Raw genomic sequence first — 15,844 nt, 5'->3', positions numbered from 1 at the left:
ACTATCAATGTCAGGCGTACAATATTTAGTTAAAGAAAGTGATGAACTAGAGACAAGAGATAGGTAAGAAAGATGAATATGAAAGCATTGATCGTGTTATGCGCCAGTTTATGTATGACTCAAGTATTTGCAAACACTCCAGTTGCTGCAGAATGGGATAAATTTGTACAAGAATATGATACTAATCAAGATCAACATATTGATTTAACAGAGTTCAAGTATGTTCAGGACTTCGCTCCATATTCATGGTCAAATGATTTACAAGGTAAAAACCAACATGCAAAAATGTTTAAAAAGTTAGATCAAAATCATGATGGCTATATCAGTACAGCTGAGCTTGAACATGTAAATGAATATGTAAACAATCCTTTCTTGAGCGCTATATGGAATGAAAATATTTCAACTCATTTATAATTTAACGAGATAAAGGAAAGTAGAGACAGATGTATGCTTTGCGAGAGCAGGTAAGTGTATATAGCATATATCGAAAATAACTTTCCTTTAGTTATTGGGGGGAATCAGATAAAAAATAATGTTTTATATATAGATTATTATCAATAATTCGTTAAAATATTTTTATGGGATATAGGAATATTCCAATAATACAATAACAAGCAGGGAAACATGATGAATAAAACACTAATGGCTGTAGTATTGCTAAGCAGCAGTTTGATCTTGGTCGCATGTAATGATAACGATGATAATCCCCAACAGGGTAATTCAACAGATATTAATAATATTCAAAATCCAGTGGTTGGAACCCCGACAGCATATTCTTTAACTGATTTTTCCTCTGTGGCAGGGGAGAGTGTGGTAATGACTTATAAAATGTTGGGTGTGAACAATCAAATTGTACAGGCAACGGCGTTGGTGTTTACGCCTAAAACGACACAACCCATCAATGGCTGGCCGATTGTAGTTTGGGCACATGGAACTACAGGTGTGGCAGATCAATGTGCGCCGTCTCGTAATAAAATTACTGACTCAACGTTTGAGTTGATCACAAAACTATTAAATGCAGGTTATGTGGTGGTTGCCCCTGACTATGAAGGTCTAGGTGACCCTGAGGGTAAAGCTCACCCATTCCTAAATGTAAAAAGTGAGGCTTATTCTATTACAGATGCAGTCGTTGCTACGCGCAACTGGTTGGGCAATAAAGTGTCAAAACAATGGTTAACTGTTGGTCACTCTCAAGGGGGACAAGCTGCACTTGGTGCAGCTCAATATGCTTCACGTGCTAATCTGGATTATAAAGGTACGGTTGCAGTAGCTCCGGCTTCGAATTTAAAAACAATTTTTAATTTTGGTGATGGTATGGTTCAAAACCTACCGGCAGGGCAGCAAGTTCCAACTTATGCTTCACTCAATACTTTTGCCGCACTTATTGTCGCTGGGATGAAAGACCAGCGAAATCCTGCTACATATAATCAGGTTTTTCAGTCTAAAGCAGAAGTTATTGCTACGCAGGCAGACACAATATGTTCAGGAGAACTGGCGAAAAATTTTGGAGAAAAAATGGGGGAGGCCGCGTTTACAGTTAATACTCTGGATGGTTATTTAACTCAAACTAGCTTTATGCAAGTTCCTTCAATCTCCACCTTTTTAGAGCAAACTTCTCAACCTTTAACTGCAAAAGTCTCAACTCCTATCAAGATTTATCAGGGTGAAATAGATGCTACAGTTCCTTATATAGCAACAAATGTTTTGGTTTCTTCCGCTGAAAAACTGGGCACAAAGATTAATTTGGTTACTGGAAAAACATGGGACCATGGCACTGTGATGAGTCAAAACGTTGACAATATTGTCGCTGATATAAAATCTTATATGGCTACTCAATAGATATTTAAATAAATCTAATCAGAATAGCTATAAAAGCTCATGTAGTTTAAAACATGAGCTTTTTTTTACTCAAACTGAGTAAACTTCATTCTGTATAAAGGATTATTTCGTGTTACAATGCGCGCATCTTAGCACGGCTTAAAAGCCCTAAATTAATAGGACCTCGCTAATGTTCGCCAATATCTCTATTTCTGAATTTGATCCAGAATTAGCTAAAGCAATCGAAGCTGAAGGTGAGCGCCAAGAAGCGCACATCGAGTTAATTGCATCTGAAAACTATTGTTCTCCAGCTGTAATGGAAGCACAAGGATCAAAACTCACTAACAAATATGCGGAAGGCTACCCTGGTAAACGCTATTATGGTGGTTGCGAGTATGTAGACATTATCGAACGATTGGCAATTGACCGTGCTAAAGAGCTCTTTGGTGCTGATTATGCTAACGTTCAACCTCATGCCGGTTCTCAAGCGAACTCTGCTGTTTATTTAGCGCTTTTAAATCCTGGTGATACTGTACTTGGTATGAGCTTGGCACATGGTGGTCACTTGACTCACGGTGCTAAAGTGAGCTTCTCGGGTAAAACATATAATGCTATTCAATATGGTTTGAACCCTGAAACTGGTGAAATCGACTATGAAGAAGTTGAACGTTTAGCTTTAGAACATAAACCACGTATGATCGTGGCAGGTTTTTCTGCTTATAGTCAAATCGTAGATTGGCAACGTTTCCGTGATATCGCAGATAAAGTAGGTGCATATTTATTTGTAGATATGGCGCATGTTGCAGGTTTGGTTGCGGCTGGTGTTTACCCGAGCCCTGTTCAAATTGCAGATGTAACTACGACAACTACTCACAAAACTCTTCGTGGTCCTCGCTCAGGTCTTATTCTTGCCAAGGCAAACGAAGAAATTGAGAAAAAACTTCAATCAGCTGTATTCCCGGGTAACCAAGGTGGTCCTTTAGTACATGCTATTGCTGCCAAGGCAATTTGCTTTAAAGAAGCAATGACTCCAGAGTATAAAGAATATCAAAAACAAGTGGTTGTAAATGCTAAAGCAATGGCTGAAGTATTGATTAGCCGTGGTTATGATATTGTTTCTGGTGGAACTGAAAACCATTTATTCTTATTGTCATTGATTAAACAAGATGTCACTGGTAAAGATGCTGATGCTTGGTTAGGTGCTGCACATATTACTGTAAACAAAAATGCTGTACCAAATGATCCGCGTTCTCCATTTGTGACATCTGGTATCCGTATCGGTACACCAGCCGTAACTACACGTGGTTTTGGTGAAGCAGAAGTTCGTGAGCTTGCAAACTGGATCGCTGATGTTCTAGATAGCAAAGGTGATGAGAAAGTAATTAATGAAGTTAAAGAGAAGGTAGCAGCAGTATGCGCTAAATTCCCTGTTTATGTAAAATAAACAATAACTTGAGAAAAGCCCCCTCAAGGGGGCTTTTTTTATAACTACTTAAAAAGCTTTTTTCAGGTTATTCGATTCACAAAGCTTAAATTTCTGTTATAAAGAAAGAGTTATATTTATTTTAATCACGCTATTTATCCCATAATCACGTTGTTGATTAAAGGAATTGTATAAATGGAAAAACCAAATATTATTATTTCATCTCAAGATTTACATCGTCTTGAGACTATGCTTGAGCATCAGTCAAATTTGACTTTAACGATGCAGCATCTGGAAGATGAACTTGCCAGAGCCGACGTCGTTGATCCAAAAGATGTACCAGCAAATGTTGTGAGTATGAATGCAAGGGTGCTGATTACTATAGCACCATCGACTGAGGCAACAGAGGTTCAGCTTGTATATCCACATGACTTTAAAGGTGATAAGGGGCAGGTAAATGTATTAGCTCCAGTAGGTGCTGCGATTTTGGGGTTGCGGGAAGGACAGGAGATTGAATGGCCACAACCAGATGGGCATTTGATGAAAGTTAAAATCGAAAAAGTTGTATATCAGCCTGAAAGAGAAGGTGATTATTTGTAATTAATTACCTGTACTCTGAAGCCAGTCTATTTGGACTGGCTTTTTTATGTACTAAAAACCTAAAATTGAGCCACGATTAGGATAGTTTAAATTGACGTTCAATATCTAAAATAAATTTTCTTTGTTTAATTAATAGCGACAAAAGTATCGTAATTCTTTTGAGATACTTTGTTAGTTATGCTGTTGATAAATATTGACTAAAATTTATTTTGTAATACTGCGGATTGAATCATAACATTTTATTAGAAATCTGTTTTTCAAGCTTTGATTTTAATAGTCTCGGTTCTATCCAAGATAGTTTGTTTACGGCACTATTTCTGATGAAAAATTGCATTTACTTCGATATAGCTGGTTTGATGAAGTTGATTAATATCAAAATTTGCTCCTGATTTTTTACGAGTAGTAAATTACTCGCCAGCTTTGACTGAAATTGTATGTATGCTTTATCTTGATTGAAGTTAGGTATAAGCTGATACCTGTTGAATGGGTGGTTTGTGGATATTTAAAGCAAAAACTAAATTGGGCTGGTACGCTACTTAAAATTTAAAAGGATAGACTTAATGATATTTTCATTTTAGCTCTCATTATTAGTGAAAATATTGTGTATAGGAAATTATTGGCTGATCAAGAAAATATTAAGTAACTCATATAGGTGAGGATCTTAGTCAGCCAGAAGGATGAAATTATTGTAAAGTTGGGCTTGAGGCAGGTTGCAGATATTTATGCAAGTATTCAGCACGAATTTCTGCGCGTTGATCAGAAGTTGTGGCTTTCGCCATTTTCTGTCTCATCTCGTTACGTTCGTGTGTACTCATTTGTTGCCACGCTTCGCGCATTTTCTGTTTTTCCTGATCAGGCAGTTGGTTAAACCAGTCCATGCGTTGTTGCAAGTTATTCTGATTAGAAGGAAGTTCTTTCATTGCCTGATATTTTTTGATCAGTACTTTTTGTTCATCATCTGAAAGAGCATCCCAATTTTCATTTATCTGTGTATTTGCATCTTTGGAAAAAAACCAAAAACGTTCAAAACCAGCAAAACTTGTTTGTAAAAAACCGATTGCACAAAAAGCGAGTGCTAATTTCTTAGCTACCATGTGATGATTTATCCTCACCAAATACAGATAACATTTCCAAATCTTCTACCATTTGTGGAGAAAGTTTAGGATTAATCACAACCTGTTGTTGATGCTGTTTTTCAGAAAGGTCGAATGCATTAGGCAATATGACAAATCCTGTAATTGCTGCTGCAAGAGCAAAACCACCCATTTTCCAAAAACTATAACGGGATAATGAGCGTTCTTGAATATTTTCCAAGACATTGTTCATAACCACAGCTTTGTTTTGATGGTTTCTGGCTAGTCCATCTAGCTTGGACGTCACTTGTTTTGTAAAGTCATCATTCTTCATCAGTTGATCCTCCCATATAAGGATTCAAATGAGCCAAAGTTGATCGAAGCGCTTGTATAGCACGGTGATAATGTGTTTTTACACTGCCTTCGCTACAATTCATAATTTGCGCAGTTGTTTGGGTGTCAAAACCCTCCCATGCCCGTAACATGAATGCTTGTTGCTGGCGAACAGGAAGCTGTTTGATTGCTTCCTGAATCTCTTCAACAGTAAGTTCCTGATCTAGATGAATAGAGGGATTTGGAGTAGACTCATCTATGATATCCAGAGCCTCTTCATCATCGGAATCTAAGTCAATTTTTTTAAAAAAAGAAAAAGGACTTGCTCGTCTAGCTTCTTTACGGCGCCAATCTTGTAATTTGTTATTTAAAATGGTGTAAAACAGGGGATACCATTCTTCAGTGCTTTTATCTGAATAGGATTTGTGAAGCGAAATAAATGCTTCTTGCACTAAATCCATAGAGATACCATGTTGCCCCTGAGTTGCGCTTTCCATCATCACTAGGGCACGACCAGTCACATCCTGCATAAAAAATTTCAGGCGTTGCTCAGCCGTACTGGTAAGAGTACTGACATCTTCAGAGCGAGACTGTTTAGGTGCTAAATCCATAGAGATGGAAAATCCCGTCATTGGGCGACCACCATTATTTCAAATTCGTTACTTCTATAACGTTTAAAAATAATGATAGGTTGACAACTTAAGCAAATATTTTTAATGAGTTTAAATGATTTTTTTGTATTTTAGGGCAGTATTAAAATAATTTAACGTAATAATGGGCTATTTTGTTGATTTTGGTTTGATCAACGTCTTAGAGACGTTGACGTACCATTTCAAAAAAGCAGATTGAACCTGCGATTGCGACATTTAGTGATTCTTGACCGCCAGGCTGAGGGATAGTGACTGCCTGAGCATGCTGTAAGGCATAGTCTGATACGCCTTGACCTTCATTACCCAAAATCCATGCACATGCTTTGCCCAAATCTTGTGAGTACAAGCTGGTTGAATCGTGTGAGCTGGTGACGTAGACCGGGATTTGAAATTGTTCCAGGATATCTTGCAATTCAACATTTTCAAAAGTATGTAGTGAAAAGTGAGCCCCCATACCTGCACGCAGTACGCGTGGAGACCAGAGTGATGCAGAGCCTTTTGTGCAGACAATTTGTTTGATTCCTGCTGCTGCTGCAGAACGTAAAAGTGTACCTACATTTCCTGGATCCTGAACATTTTCAAGAATAAGTGTATCTGCTTTAAAATCCAGGCTTTGACTTGAGCTTGGTAAGTCGACAATTGCCAAACATGCCAGAGATGTTCCTAAGGTACTCAAGTCTTTGTATAAAGACTCACCAATAACAAAGACTACACCTTGATATTGTTCAGTAATTTTTTCCAGATCTATATGCTTTAAAGCATTTTCAGTGGTAAAAACAGAGTTGATTTTTCGATTTTCCTGCAACCATGCAAGGCACAGATGTGTACCTTCAAGGACAGTTTGCCCTTGTTTTTTTCGATAATTATTCTGTTCAATTAAACCACGCAGATGTTTAATTTTGGGATTATCTTTTGATTCAAGAAAAATTGTTGGCATGTGCTGTATACACTCAAAAATCAAAGTGGATTGAATAGGGGGATATTCATTTCATATTGGTTATGAAATATCAGAACCCCTTATAAGCCACTTTGATTAAATAGAAAATTAATTGTGGTAACTTGTTACAAGTTCAACTTCATTTTTTGAACCAATCACAACAGGTACACGTTGGTGTAATTCAGTTGGCTGAATTTCCAGGATACGTAAGCGACCAGTAGTTGATGCACCACCAGCTTGTTCCATGAGCATACTCATTGGATTTGCTTCGTACATTAAACGTAGGCGACCCGCCTTTTTCGGATCTTTCGTGTCGTAAGGGTATAGGAAAATACCACTACGACAAAGAATACGATGGATGTCACCCACCATACATGCTACCCAACGCATGTTAAAGTCTTTTTCACGGATTGAAGTTTTACCTGCCTGTAATTCACTGATATAGCGTTTTACAGGCTCTTCCCAATGACGTGCATTGGATGCATTGATGGCATATTCTTTGGTGTCGGCTGCGACCTGAATATTTTCAGAAGTGAGTAGGAACTCTTTAGCGTCAGGATCATAGGTAAAGAAAACCACTCCCGCACCTACAGTAAGCGCTAACATTGTGGATGGTCCATACAGAACATAGCCTGCAGCAGCTTGATTAACACCTGCTTGCAGAAAATCTTCGGCTTGAGTTACTGCATTTTTAGCAGGAAGAATAGAGAAGATTGTACCTACACACATATTGATATCGATATTACTTGAACCATCTAGTGGATCAAATAAAACCAGATATTTTCCATTTTCTTGAGCTGGTGTAAATTCATCTAGTTCTTCGGAAGCAAGTCCACCAACATTTTTATTTATTTTTAATGCATCAATTAGATAGCCGTTTGAAATCACGTCAAGTTTCTTTTGAGTTTCACCTTGCACATTTTCATGTTCAGCACTTCCCAAAATACCTGCCAGAGCACCTTTTTGTAAGGCTTGATCAATAGTTCTGCAAGTATTTGCGATGGTTTCAATAACATCTGCTAGTTCAGGTGTAAGATTCCCTTTTTGTTGTTCTAGGTACTGGGATAATGTGCGATATGACATACCAAATTTGCTCCAATAAAGCGATACATTTCTATTCAATCAACGAATCTGGGTATTTTAGATGAGTTCGGCTTAAAATAAAAATTAAACCATGTTAATTGTCGTGAATTTGCACTTGCAACTCTAGAATAAAGTGCTATGTTGATTGGATAGGTCACCGCAACAGGAGCACTTACGATGACAACGAAAAAGTTTGAAGCGACTCCAAGCCCAAATGAAAGTATTAGCCTAGATGACATCTCGACTGAAAACATGAAGGAAGCATGGAAAGAGTATGAATCTAAGCCGGAATATAAGAAATTTAATAAGCATGACATGATAGAAGCCATGCAAAGTCCCATGCCAGAGGAAGCTGAACAGTCCAATGGCTAGGATGTAAAAAGCGCCCATAATCATATGAGCGCTTTTTATTGTCATAATAAGTTTTATTTTAAAAGTGGCGGTACAGCTTCGTAATTAATTTCTACACGACGGTTTTCTTTCCAGGCTGATTCATCATGACCTGGATTGATTGGCATTTCTTTACCATAGCTGACTGCTTCTAACTGAGTAGGGCTGACTCCATTACTTACAAGAAAGCTCTGTACAGCTTTAGCACGACGTTCGCCTAGTGCCATGTTGTATTCACGTGTGCCACGCTCATCAGTATGACCAGTCAATGCAACTTTCGAGTTGGCATTTGCAACGAGGAACTGCGCATGGGCAAGCAAGGTTTGATAGTCAGCATTGGAAAGCTGACTGCTGTCATAATCAAAATGTACTACACGTTTTGCAAGTTCAGCACGGTTTTGTGCAGTTACACCTTTTGAAGAAGCCCCGGCAAGGTTTTGTGCATTTAATGCCGCATCCTCACTTAAACCTTCTGTACTAACAGCACTATTTGGATTTTGACCAGCCTGAATATTTCCAGCAGGTTTACGACTTGCACAGCCTGTCATAACTAAACTTGCAGCTAAAAGGGGAAGTGCTAAATATTGGAGTGTTTTCATCTTTACCTCTTACATTCTGTGATCAAATTAAAAATCATTTGGGTGCCCAAGCTGGCTCTCGAACCTCACCTTGTTCACTTGGTAAATTCATACGGAAACGACCATCGGTAGACATTACAGAGAGTAGTCCGCGATTACCTTCACGTGTTGCGTATACAACCATTTGACCATTTGGAGAGAAACTAGGGGATTCATCCAGACTCGTTGGTGTCAATATACTGACGATGCCTGTATTTAAATCTTGAATGGCTACTTTATAATTACTACCTGATGGGCGGTGTACCAATGCGAGTTTCTTACCATCTGCACTTAAAGTTCCACGAGCATTGAATGCACCTTTGAAGGTGATTCGTTTTGCATTGCCATCAGAGAACGAGTAGCGATAGATTTGTGGGGAACCGCCACGATCTGATGTGAAAATAAAGGAATTACCATCTGGTGCGTAACGAGCTTCGGTGTCGATTGCAGAATCATTGGTCATGCGTTCTAGCTGGCGAGTTTCCAGGTTCATTTTATAGATATCTGGGTTGCCATCCATAGAAGCTGTAAATAACATGGATTTGCCATCTGGAGAAAAACTCGGTGCACCATTTAAACCACGGAATCTCGCTAGAACTTCACGTTGACCTGTTGCCAGATCCTGTAGATAAATAGCAGGGCGTTTGGTTTCAAATGATACGTAGGCGATTTTTTTCGCATCAGGTGTCCATGCTGGAGATAAAATAGGATCACGGGATGTCAGAATGGTCTTTGGTTGTTCGCCATCAGTATCCGCAATTTGTAAAGTATAGCGTTGATTAGGTGTGGCAGGATTACGTAGAACATAAGCAATGCGACCACTAAAGTCACCCTTGATTCCAGTAAGTGCCTGATAAATTGCGTCACTAATCATGTGACCAGCTGCCCGCACACGGGATGCTGGGACATTTAGCAGTTCATTTAATAGATAAGTCTGCTTTTCTACATCATAAAGTTGGTAGTGTATTTCAATTCCACCATCTGCAGTTTTTTTAGATGTCCCTACAACAACATAAGGGATACCAGCAGCTTTCCAGCTTTCAGCATTTGCACTATTAATTTGTGCAGTAGCTGGCAGATTTTGTGAACTACTTGTAAAACGGCCTGAGCGGTTTAAATCGCTTTCTACAATCGGATAGATTGTTTGATCATTGCTAAACGGAACGATTGCAATTTTGGGAGCTTGCTCAGGAGCTTTAGCAATTTCAAGATGTAATTGCGCATAAGAAGTTGAAATGACAGCAGGGCTAAGAGCCACAATAATTGCCAATCCTAATAAATGTTTACGAGTCATTTTCATTAATCGCCATGTACGCCTAGGTACTCATTTTTCATTCATAGTGTTTGTAACATAATGACATGATTTTAATCTATATAAAGCATGTAATTATGAAAGTAGGATGAATATTTTAAAATTAATAAATGTATCTGAATACTTGATGATTGCAAAACAATTTTAAACTGAAATAAGTAGCTTAATGCATCTGAATTGTAGTTTTTTTGACAGTATCTAAACACATACCTTGTCAACACAACTTTTTTTAGACGTTATCGTGCTTTAAATATTGAAGTCATTTTTTTTGACATCTGTCTTAATACATAATCGTTAGGTAAAGGGAATGGAGCTGAATTTTCAATAGCTTGTTTGATACTCTCATTAAAGACTGGATCAGAAGAGTCAAAAGTAACTGATTTGACTGTTCCATCGTCATTGAGTTCAATGAGTACTTTTACAGTTTTACCCATAGAACCAGTCGGAACATCCCAGTTTCTAAGAATTAGACGTTCAAAATCTCGCTTTACATCAACAGACCGTTGCTTTCTTTTTTCATAATACTCAATGGTTTTTCGTTTAGCGTCTTCACTTTTGGCGATTTCATTTTCTCTATCCATTTTAGAAAGAGCTTTTGCTGTATTCAGAGTAATAGGATTCTGATCTGCAGGCTCGAAGTCTTGTCCAGCGAAACTTGTAATAGGGAAAAAGGCAAGTAAAAGTGTAAGTAATTTATTCATTGTATAACTGAGAAATTATTTCTGAGAATATAATTTTAAGTATAAAAATAAACCTCGCATTAGGCGAGGTTTATCTTGTTTTAATTTTATCAGTGTGCTGTAAAGCTTGAAGTAAATGTTCTTGCTTCACGTCGAGCATCAGGATCCGAAGGCATTGGATATGGTGCAGCTGAACGAACAGCAGCTTCTACACTTGCTTTTACATCTGGATCGCTTGAATTGACAATTACAGACAATACAGAACCACTGTCACTTAATGTTACACGGGCTGTTGCTTTTTTCCCTGCTGAACCTGCTGGAACATCCCAAACTCTCTTGATTTTACTTTCAAAATCGCGTTTAGCAGTTGAAGCAATTTTTTTGGCCTCCGCCTTTTTATTTGCAGCACTTTCAGCAGCCTGTTTCGCAGCTGAGGCTTTCGCTTCTTCTTCTGCTTTCGCTTTCACCTGTTTAGCTTTTTCAGCAGCATCGGCTTTGGCTTTTGCAGCGGCATCAGCTTTCGCCTGTTTAGCTTTTTCAGCAGCATCGGCTTTAGCTTTTGCGGCGGCGTCAGCTTTCGCCTGTTTAGCTTTTTCGGCAGCATCGGCCTTGGCTTTTACAGCGGCATCAGCTTTCGCCTGTTTAGCTTTTTCAGCAGCATCGGCCTTGGCTTTTGCAGCGGCATCGGCTTTGGCTTTTGCAGCGGCATCAGCTTTGGCTTTTTGAGCTGCTTCTAGCTTAGCTTGACGGGCTTTTTCCTGTGCTTCTGCTCGTAGTCGTGCAGCTGCTTGTTCTTTCACCTGTTGAGCTTTTTTTTGAGCTTCAGCTTTGGCACGGGCTGCGGCATCAGCTTGTGCTTTTGCTTCAGCCTCAGCTTTTTTCCTTTCGGCAGCTGATTTAGCCTGTTTGGCTTTTTCTTCTGCTGCTTTTCGTGCTTGTTCAGCAGCTTCAATTTTACGTTTTGCTTCAGCGGCTTCTTTGGCCTGACGAGCTTTTTCAGTTGCTTCAGCTTTAGATCTGGCTAATTCAGCAGCTTTGTCCTTAGCAAGTTGAGCAGCCATAAGGGCAGCAGCTTGTTTTGCATCATCTGCAGCTTTCTGCTGGTCAACATCAGGTGCTTTCTCATTTGGAATGTTTTGTGCTGTTGGGTCTGGTTCCGTGGTTTGTTGAACCTGAGTAGCAATATTGGTGTCCGTTGTCTCTGTCGAGTCTGTCTGTTGCAATGGCTCTGCAATTGGAGGAGGGAGGTCTTCTGGACGAACCAATACAGTTTTTATTTGCTTCGGTGGTTCAGGTGGTTTACTCATACCAAGAAAAAGTAAGCCAACAATTGCCACAGCATGGACACCAAAGGTAAATCCAAGCGCTATTGCTTTTTCTTTAGATTGTGGCTGTTTGTAATCTTTCATAACTTACTTTATCGGTGCGGTCAGTAATCCGACTTGAGTTAAGCCTGCATCTTGAAGTGCAGACATCAATTTCATGACATCGCCATAGGCACGGGTTTGGTCACCATTAATGAGTACACTTAAATGTTGATGATTTGATTCAGCCTCAGTTTGAGCTTGATTTAAAACATCCTTTAACTCATCAATAGTCAATTTTTCTTTTTTATGGTCTTTGTAGTCAAGATACAAGCTTCCATCCGCTTGTAAAGAAACCATTGCAGGTGTTTCTTTTGATTCAATCGGATTGTTATTTGCTTGAGGTAAATCAACTTTTACACCAGTCGTAATCATTGGTGCAGTCACCATAAAAATCACCAGAAGAACAAGCATGACGTCAATATATGGCACCACATTCATGTCACTTTTTAGTGGCTTTTTAATACGCTCGAAGCGTCCAGAACGTTGGATTGCCATTATTCAGTTTCCTGTGTTGATCCCACAGACTGGCGTTGTAGAAGCGCCACCATTTCTTCACTAAATAATGCACGATCGTTATAAATTTCTTCGCCTTTAGCTGTGTAATGGTTAAAAGCCAAAACTGCTGGAATTGCGGCAAATAAACCAATTGCAGTAGCAATCAGTGCTTCCGCGATACCTGGAGCAACGGTTGCAAGTGTAACCTGGTCTACTTTTGCAAGCCCAATAAAAGCATTCATGATACCCCAAACTGTGCCAAATAAGCCGACATATGGAGCAACCGAGCCGATACTCGCCAATGCACCTAAACCTTGTTCAAGGCGACCTTGATCACGACTAAGACCAACACGCAGGATACGCTCAGTTCCTTCAATCGTTGGGGTGGCTTCAGCATGACGTTTTTTGAGTTTTAAAAACTCGCCCAGACCTTGATAAAAAATATCTTCTAAACCTTCACGTTTAGAATTGAGCTGGGCATTGTTATATAAGGTGTTTAGTTCTGCACCTGACCAGAACATTTTTTGAAAATGTTCATCGCCTTTTTGCGCTTTTTTATAGCCCATATGTAACTTGGCAATCAGATACCAACTGTATAAAGAAGCGAGTAAAAGTACCAACATGACCAGTTGAACGACTGGACTTGCTTGTAAAATTAAATCAGTGACGTGTAGAGAGGATTCTAGTTGTGTTGCCATAGTTACATGTGCCAAATTTTTTTAATCTTGGTCTAATTCCTTACGGATTAGATCGCGAATTTCATCAGGAAGTCTGCGAGGTTTCATTTCACTGCTAATGCAAGCCAATTCTACCTCACCAGAAGCAAGCATGATTTCACCACGATAAATATTTTGTTGCAATACAAAAGATGTCGCTTTACACGAAACTACACTTGCTGTAACAGTAATTAAGTCATCCATGAGTATAGGTCGACTATATTTCAAAGATATTTTATGAACGACAAAGTTGTAATCTTCTTGATGCCAATAATGATCGACTCCTGATGCACGTAGCCATTCTGTACGTGTTCGCTCCATATAACGTATGTGGTTGGCATGATAAACAATACCACCTGCATCAGTATCTTCGATATATACGCGGATCTGGAATTCGAATTTATTCGCCATAATAAGTGTCCATTTTTACACATGTTTGGAAAGATCGGTAAATTTGAAATCCATATGATGCAAGGATTCACGTTTTACCTCACTGTTCTTTAATCGGGTCGCAGTTTATCAATATTAAAAAATGTGGCAAATGGCACAACAAACCATTCCGTTTATTTTATGCAGTAGAAAATTATTTTTAAAACGGGGTGGAAAAGCATTCCACCCAAAGTGGATTATAGTTATGTATTTAGGATACTGCTTTCCAGTTTTGCTGAACTTGCTGAGCTACGTTCGGATAATCAAGTATGAAACGGACATGCAACTCTACACCTGTTTTCAGCGTTGCATCATCTACAATAAAATGGGGGCTATGATTTGGTGCGGCTTTAGACATATCTTGGTCTGGTGGTGTTGCACCGACAAAAACAAACAAAGCTGGCATTAATTTTCCATAATAAGCAAAATCTTCACTGGCACTGGCGTTATTTTCTAAAAGATGAGTTTTAGCTTCACCCGCAACAGCTTGCAGGGTTGGAATCATTGTATTTGTTAAGGTTTTATTATTCATGGTTACTGGAGCGTATGATGTGATTTTAACATCAGCTTTTACCGAGTTTGCCACTGCTATGTTCTGAACCATATCTGGAAGTTGTTTAATTATACCTTGTCGGATTTCTTCGCTATTGGAGCGTATTGTTCCGATCATATTGACCTGTTCAGGAATAATATTTCCTACATTTCCCCCCTGAATACTTCCGATACTGACAACTCCCATTCCTTTGGTTAAATCAGCACGACGACTAACAAGAGTTTGTAAGTTATTGATCACTTGTGCTGAAGCGACAATAGGATCATGACTGAGCCAAGGCATGGAACCATGTGCTTGTTGTCCGGTGAGTTGTATTCTTAAATTGTCAGCACTGTTTAAAATTGCACCATCTTTATAGTACAGATGACCGCTTGGCATACCTGACATGACATGCATACCAAAAATCACTTCAGGTTTGGGGTTGGATAAAGCACCATCAGCAATCATCTTACGAGAACCGATCTGGTCCCCTTGCGTAAAGTTATCGATATCCGCTCCACCTTCTTCAGCAGGTTGGAAAACAAAAACAACAGTACCTTTAACTTTATCTTTATTTGCCGCCAGGATTTTTGCAGCACCTAGTAACATCGCTGTATGTGTATCGTGTCCACAGGCATGCATAACAGGAACCTGTTTCCCTTGATAGATTGCTTTTTTCTTGCTGGCAAATGCTAAACCTGTTTTTTCTTCAATGGGTAAGGCATCCATATCAGCGCGTAAGGCCATAACGGGACCAGGCTGCTGACCTTTTAAGATACCAATAACTCCGGTCTTGGCAAAACCAGTTTTAACCTCAATACCATAAGATTTTAATTCTTTTTGAACCAACGCTGATGTCTTGAACTCCATATTTCCAAGTTCTGGATTTTCATGGATTTGATGTCTTATCTGGATAGTTCTGGATTCATTTTGCAAGGTGGCATCTTTTATCCAGTCTGCAAAACTGATTTGACTAATTAAAAGTAGTGGAGTCGCAATAGACACAATTTTAGATCTTAAAAACATTGATTATCCTTTTTTGCTTATAAATTTCCGTAATATGCAAAGCAATGATGCCAGTAAAAATGGAATAAATAATTACTTTAAAGGTTTATTAGAAATACTTAAAAAATATAGTAAATGTAAAGCATTGTTTTTAATTTTGGTTTTCTAAAATAACAATATAATTGAGTGATTAAAAAATAAGTGTTTTATGTGCCTGAAATTTTTATAGCAGTTTACTTATCCGTCATCCTAGCTTTTTCAAGCTAAGTATTTAAGTTTTTAGCTTTACTTATAGAATGCTAAAAAAAGATTTAGGAAGGAAATTGCAATGAATAAAGCTGAAAAATATTTGTTTCTAAAGTTTTTATTAAATAAATATAGAAT

At 38.6% G+C, this 15,844-nt stretch carries 18 protein-coding genes; 5 read left to right on the top strand and 13 right to left on the bottom strand.

From position 1 onward, the window contains the following. The first annotated feature begins 72 nt into the window (after nt 1–72). The 4 genes from KPC_RS10040 (at nt 73) to rnk (ending at nt 3,841) form a co-directional block, all read left to right on the top strand. On the top strand, nt 73–414 hold the full coding sequence (locus KPC_RS10040; protein WP_121974241.1) for an EF-hand domain-containing protein: 342 nt from the start codon (nt 73–75) through the stop codon (nt 412–414). A 213-nt stretch (nt 415–627) separates the two neighbouring features. Continuing rightward, entirely contained in the window at nt 628–1,839 is a 1,212-nt protein-coding gene (locus KPC_RS10035) for an alpha/beta hydrolase family protein (protein WP_121974240.1), read from the top strand. Nucleotides 1,840–2,008: 169 nt separating this feature from the next. After that, the gene (gene glyA / locus KPC_RS10030; protein WP_121974239.1) at nt 2,009–3,262 is read left to right on the top strand and encodes a serine hydroxymethyltransferase; all 1,254 of its coding nucleotides are present in this window, start codon (nt 2,009–2,011) and stop codon (nt 3,260–3,262) included. Between the two features lie 174 nt (nt 3,263–3,436). Continuing rightward, complete coding sequence (rnk, locus tag KPC_RS10025; RefSeq protein WP_121974238.1) at nt 3,437–3,841, top strand: nucleoside diphosphate kinase regulator; 405 nt, start codon at nt 3,437–3,439, stop codon at nt 3,839–3,841. Nucleotides 3,842–4,524: 683 nt separating this feature from the next. On the opposite strand, the gene KPC_RS10020 is transcribed toward rnk, so the two are convergent. From KPC_RS10020 to KPC_RS10000, 5 genes are all read right to left on the bottom strand, one after another. Beyond that, complete coding sequence (locus KPC_RS10020; RefSeq protein ID WP_121974237.1) at nt 4,525–4,935, bottom strand: DUF3106 domain-containing protein; 411 nt, start codon at nt 4,933–4,935, stop codon at nt 4,525–4,527. After that, on the bottom strand, nt 4,925–5,248 hold the full coding sequence (locus tag KPC_RS10015; protein ID WP_121974236.1) for a hypothetical protein: 324 nt from the start codon (nt 5,246–5,248) through the stop codon (nt 4,925–4,927). Before KPC_RS10015 ends, KPC_RS10020 begins: the two co-directional genes overlap by 11 nt. Beyond that, nucleotides 5,238–5,858 carry an RNA polymerase sigma factor gene (locus KPC_RS10010; RefSeq protein ID WP_171334462.1) on the bottom strand — a complete coding sequence of 207 codons (621 nt, stop codon included), beginning with the start codon at nt 5,856–5,858 and terminating at the stop codon, nt 5,238–5,240. Before KPC_RS10010 ends, KPC_RS10015 begins: the two co-directional genes overlap by 11 nt. A 199-nt stretch (nt 5,859–6,057) precedes the next feature. Further along, nucleotides 6,058–6,834, bottom strand: coding sequence for a TrmH family RNA methyltransferase (locus tag KPC_RS10005; protein WP_121974234.1), 777 nt, complete (start codon nt 6,832–6,834; stop codon nt 6,058–6,060). 108 nt (nt 6,835–6,942) lie between these two features. After that, complete coding sequence (locus KPC_RS10000; protein WP_121974233.1) at nt 6,943–7,917, bottom strand: class 1 fructose-bisphosphatase; 975 nt, start codon at nt 7,915–7,917, stop codon at nt 6,943–6,945. 177 nt (nt 7,918–8,094) lie between these two features. Here KPC_RS10000 and KPC_RS09995 point away from each other — a divergent pair, with 177 nt between their 5' ends. Further along, entirely contained in the window at nt 8,095–8,289 is a 195-nt protein-coding gene (locus KPC_RS09995) for an NF038105 family protein (RefSeq protein WP_121974232.1), read from the top strand. Between the two features lie 53 nt (nt 8,290–8,342). Here KPC_RS09995 and pal read toward each other — a convergent pair whose 3' ends face one another. From pal to KPC_RS09955, 8 genes are all read right to left on the bottom strand, one after another. After that, nucleotides 8,343–8,906 (bottom strand): peptidoglycan-associated lipoprotein Pal, encoded by a 564-nt coding sequence (pal, locus tag KPC_RS09990; RefSeq protein ID WP_121974231.1) that lies wholly within the window; start codon nt 8,904–8,906, stop codon nt 8,343–8,345. Nucleotides 8,907–8,940: 34 nt separating this feature from the next. Further along, on the bottom strand, nt 8,941–10,224 hold the full coding sequence (tolB, locus tag KPC_RS09985) for a Tol-Pal system beta propeller repeat protein TolB (RefSeq protein WP_121974230.1): 1,284 nt from the start codon (nt 10,222–10,224) through the stop codon (nt 8,941–8,943). 248 nt (nt 10,225–10,472) lie between these two features. Continuing rightward, the gene (locus KPC_RS09980; RefSeq protein WP_121974229.1) at nt 10,473–10,937 is read right to left on the bottom strand and encodes a cell envelope integrity protein TolA; all 465 of its coding nucleotides are present in this window, start codon (nt 10,935–10,937) and stop codon (nt 10,473–10,475) included. Nucleotides 10,938–11,026: 89 nt separating this feature from the next. Beyond that, nucleotides 11,027–12,325 carry a TonB C-terminal domain-containing protein gene (locus KPC_RS09975; RefSeq protein ID WP_121974228.1) on the bottom strand — a complete coding sequence of 433 codons (1,299 nt, stop codon included), beginning with the start codon at nt 12,323–12,325 and terminating at the stop codon, nt 11,027–11,029. A gap of 3 nt (nt 12,326–12,328) precedes the next feature. Further along, the gene (tolR, locus tag KPC_RS09970; RefSeq protein WP_121974227.1) at nt 12,329–12,778 is read right to left on the bottom strand and encodes a protein TolR; all 450 of its coding nucleotides are present in this window, start codon (nt 12,776–12,778) and stop codon (nt 12,329–12,331) included. Then, nucleotides 12,778–13,476, bottom strand: a complete 699-nt coding sequence (tolQ, locus tag KPC_RS09965; RefSeq protein WP_121974226.1) for a protein TolQ — start codon at nt 13,474–13,476, stop codon at nt 12,778–12,780. Before tolQ ends, tolR begins: the two co-directional genes overlap by 1 nt. Before the next feature lie 21 nt (nt 13,477–13,497). Then, entirely contained in the window at nt 13,498–13,905 is a 408-nt protein-coding gene (gene ybgC, locus KPC_RS09960) for a tol-pal system-associated acyl-CoA thioesterase (protein ID WP_121974225.1), read from the bottom strand. A gap of 229 nt (nt 13,906–14,134) precedes the next feature. Beyond that, entirely contained in the window at nt 14,135–15,481 is a 1,347-nt protein-coding gene (locus KPC_RS09955; protein ID WP_121974224.1) for an amidohydrolase, read from the bottom strand. Between the last annotated feature and the right edge of the window lie 363 nt (nt 15,482–15,844).

The organism is Acinetobacter stercoris (assembly GCF_900323515.1).
GTDB classification, from domain to species: domain Bacteria; phylum Pseudomonadota; class Gammaproteobacteria; order Pseudomonadales; family Moraxellaceae; genus Acinetobacter; species Acinetobacter stercoris.
The sequence above is the reverse complement of the archived record's forward strand: the minus strand, read 5'-3'. Positions and strand labels throughout refer to the sequence as shown.

Coding starts and splice junctions, on each gene's coding strand:
- KPC_RS10005 (WP_121974234.1), bottom strand. CDS start 6,834: ATGCCAACAATTTTTCTTGAATCAAAAGATAATCCCAAAATTAAACAT.
- KPC_RS10035 (WP_121974240.1), top strand. CDS start 628: ATGAATAAAACACTAATGGCTGTAGTATTGCTAAGCAGCAGTTTGATC.
- KPC_RS10020 (WP_121974237.1), bottom strand. CDS start 4,935: ATGGTAGCTAAGAAATTAGCACTCGCTTTTTGTGCAATCGGTTTTTTA.
- KPC_RS09980 (WP_121974229.1), bottom strand. CDS start 10,937: ATGAATAAATTACTTACACTTTTACTTGCCTTTTTCCCTATTACAAGT.
- pal (WP_121974231.1), bottom strand. CDS start 8,906: ATGAAAACACTCCAATATTTAGCACTTCCCCTTTTAGCTGCAAGTTTA.
- ybgC (WP_121974225.1), bottom strand. CDS start 13,905: ATGGCGAATAAATTCGAATTCCAGATCCGCGTATATATCGAAGATACT.
- glyA (WP_121974239.1), top strand. CDS start 2,009: ATGTTCGCCAATATCTCTATTTCTGAATTTGATCCAGAATTAGCTAAA.
- KPC_RS09975 (WP_121974228.1), bottom strand. CDS start 12,325: ATGAAAGATTACAAACAGCCACAATCTAAAGAAAAAGCAATAGCGCTT.
- KPC_RS09955 (WP_121974224.1), bottom strand. CDS start 15,481: ATGTTTTTAAGATCTAAAATTGTGTCTATTGCGACTCCACTACTTTTA.
- KPC_RS10015 (WP_121974236.1), bottom strand. CDS start 5,248: ATGAAGAATGATGACTTTACAAAACAAGTGACGTCCAAGCTAGATGGA.
- KPC_RS09995 (WP_121974232.1), top strand. CDS start 8,095: ATGACAACGAAAAAGTTTGAAGCGACTCCAAGCCCAAATGAAAGTATT.
- tolR (WP_121974227.1), bottom strand. CDS start 12,778: ATGGCAATCCAACGTTCTGGACGCTTCGAGCGTATTAAAAAGCCACTA.
- tolQ (WP_121974226.1), bottom strand. CDS start 13,476: ATGGCAACACAACTAGAATCCTCTCTACACGTCACTGATTTAATTTTA.
- KPC_RS10010 (WP_171334462.1), bottom strand. CDS start 5,858: ATGGATTTAGCACCTAAACAGTCTCGCTCTGAAGATGTCAGTACTCTT.
- KPC_RS10000 (WP_121974233.1), bottom strand. CDS start 7,917: ATGTCATATCGCACATTATCCCAGTACCTAGAACAACAAAAAGGGAAT.
- rnk (WP_121974238.1), top strand. CDS start 3,437: ATGGAAAAACCAAATATTATTATTTCATCTCAAGATTTACATCGTCTT.
- KPC_RS10040 (WP_121974241.1), top strand. CDS start 73: ATGAATATGAAAGCATTGATCGTGTTATGCGCCAGTTTATGTATGACT.
- tolB (WP_121974230.1), bottom strand. CDS start 10,224: ATGAAAATGACTCGTAAACATTTATTAGGATTGGCAATTATTGTGGCT.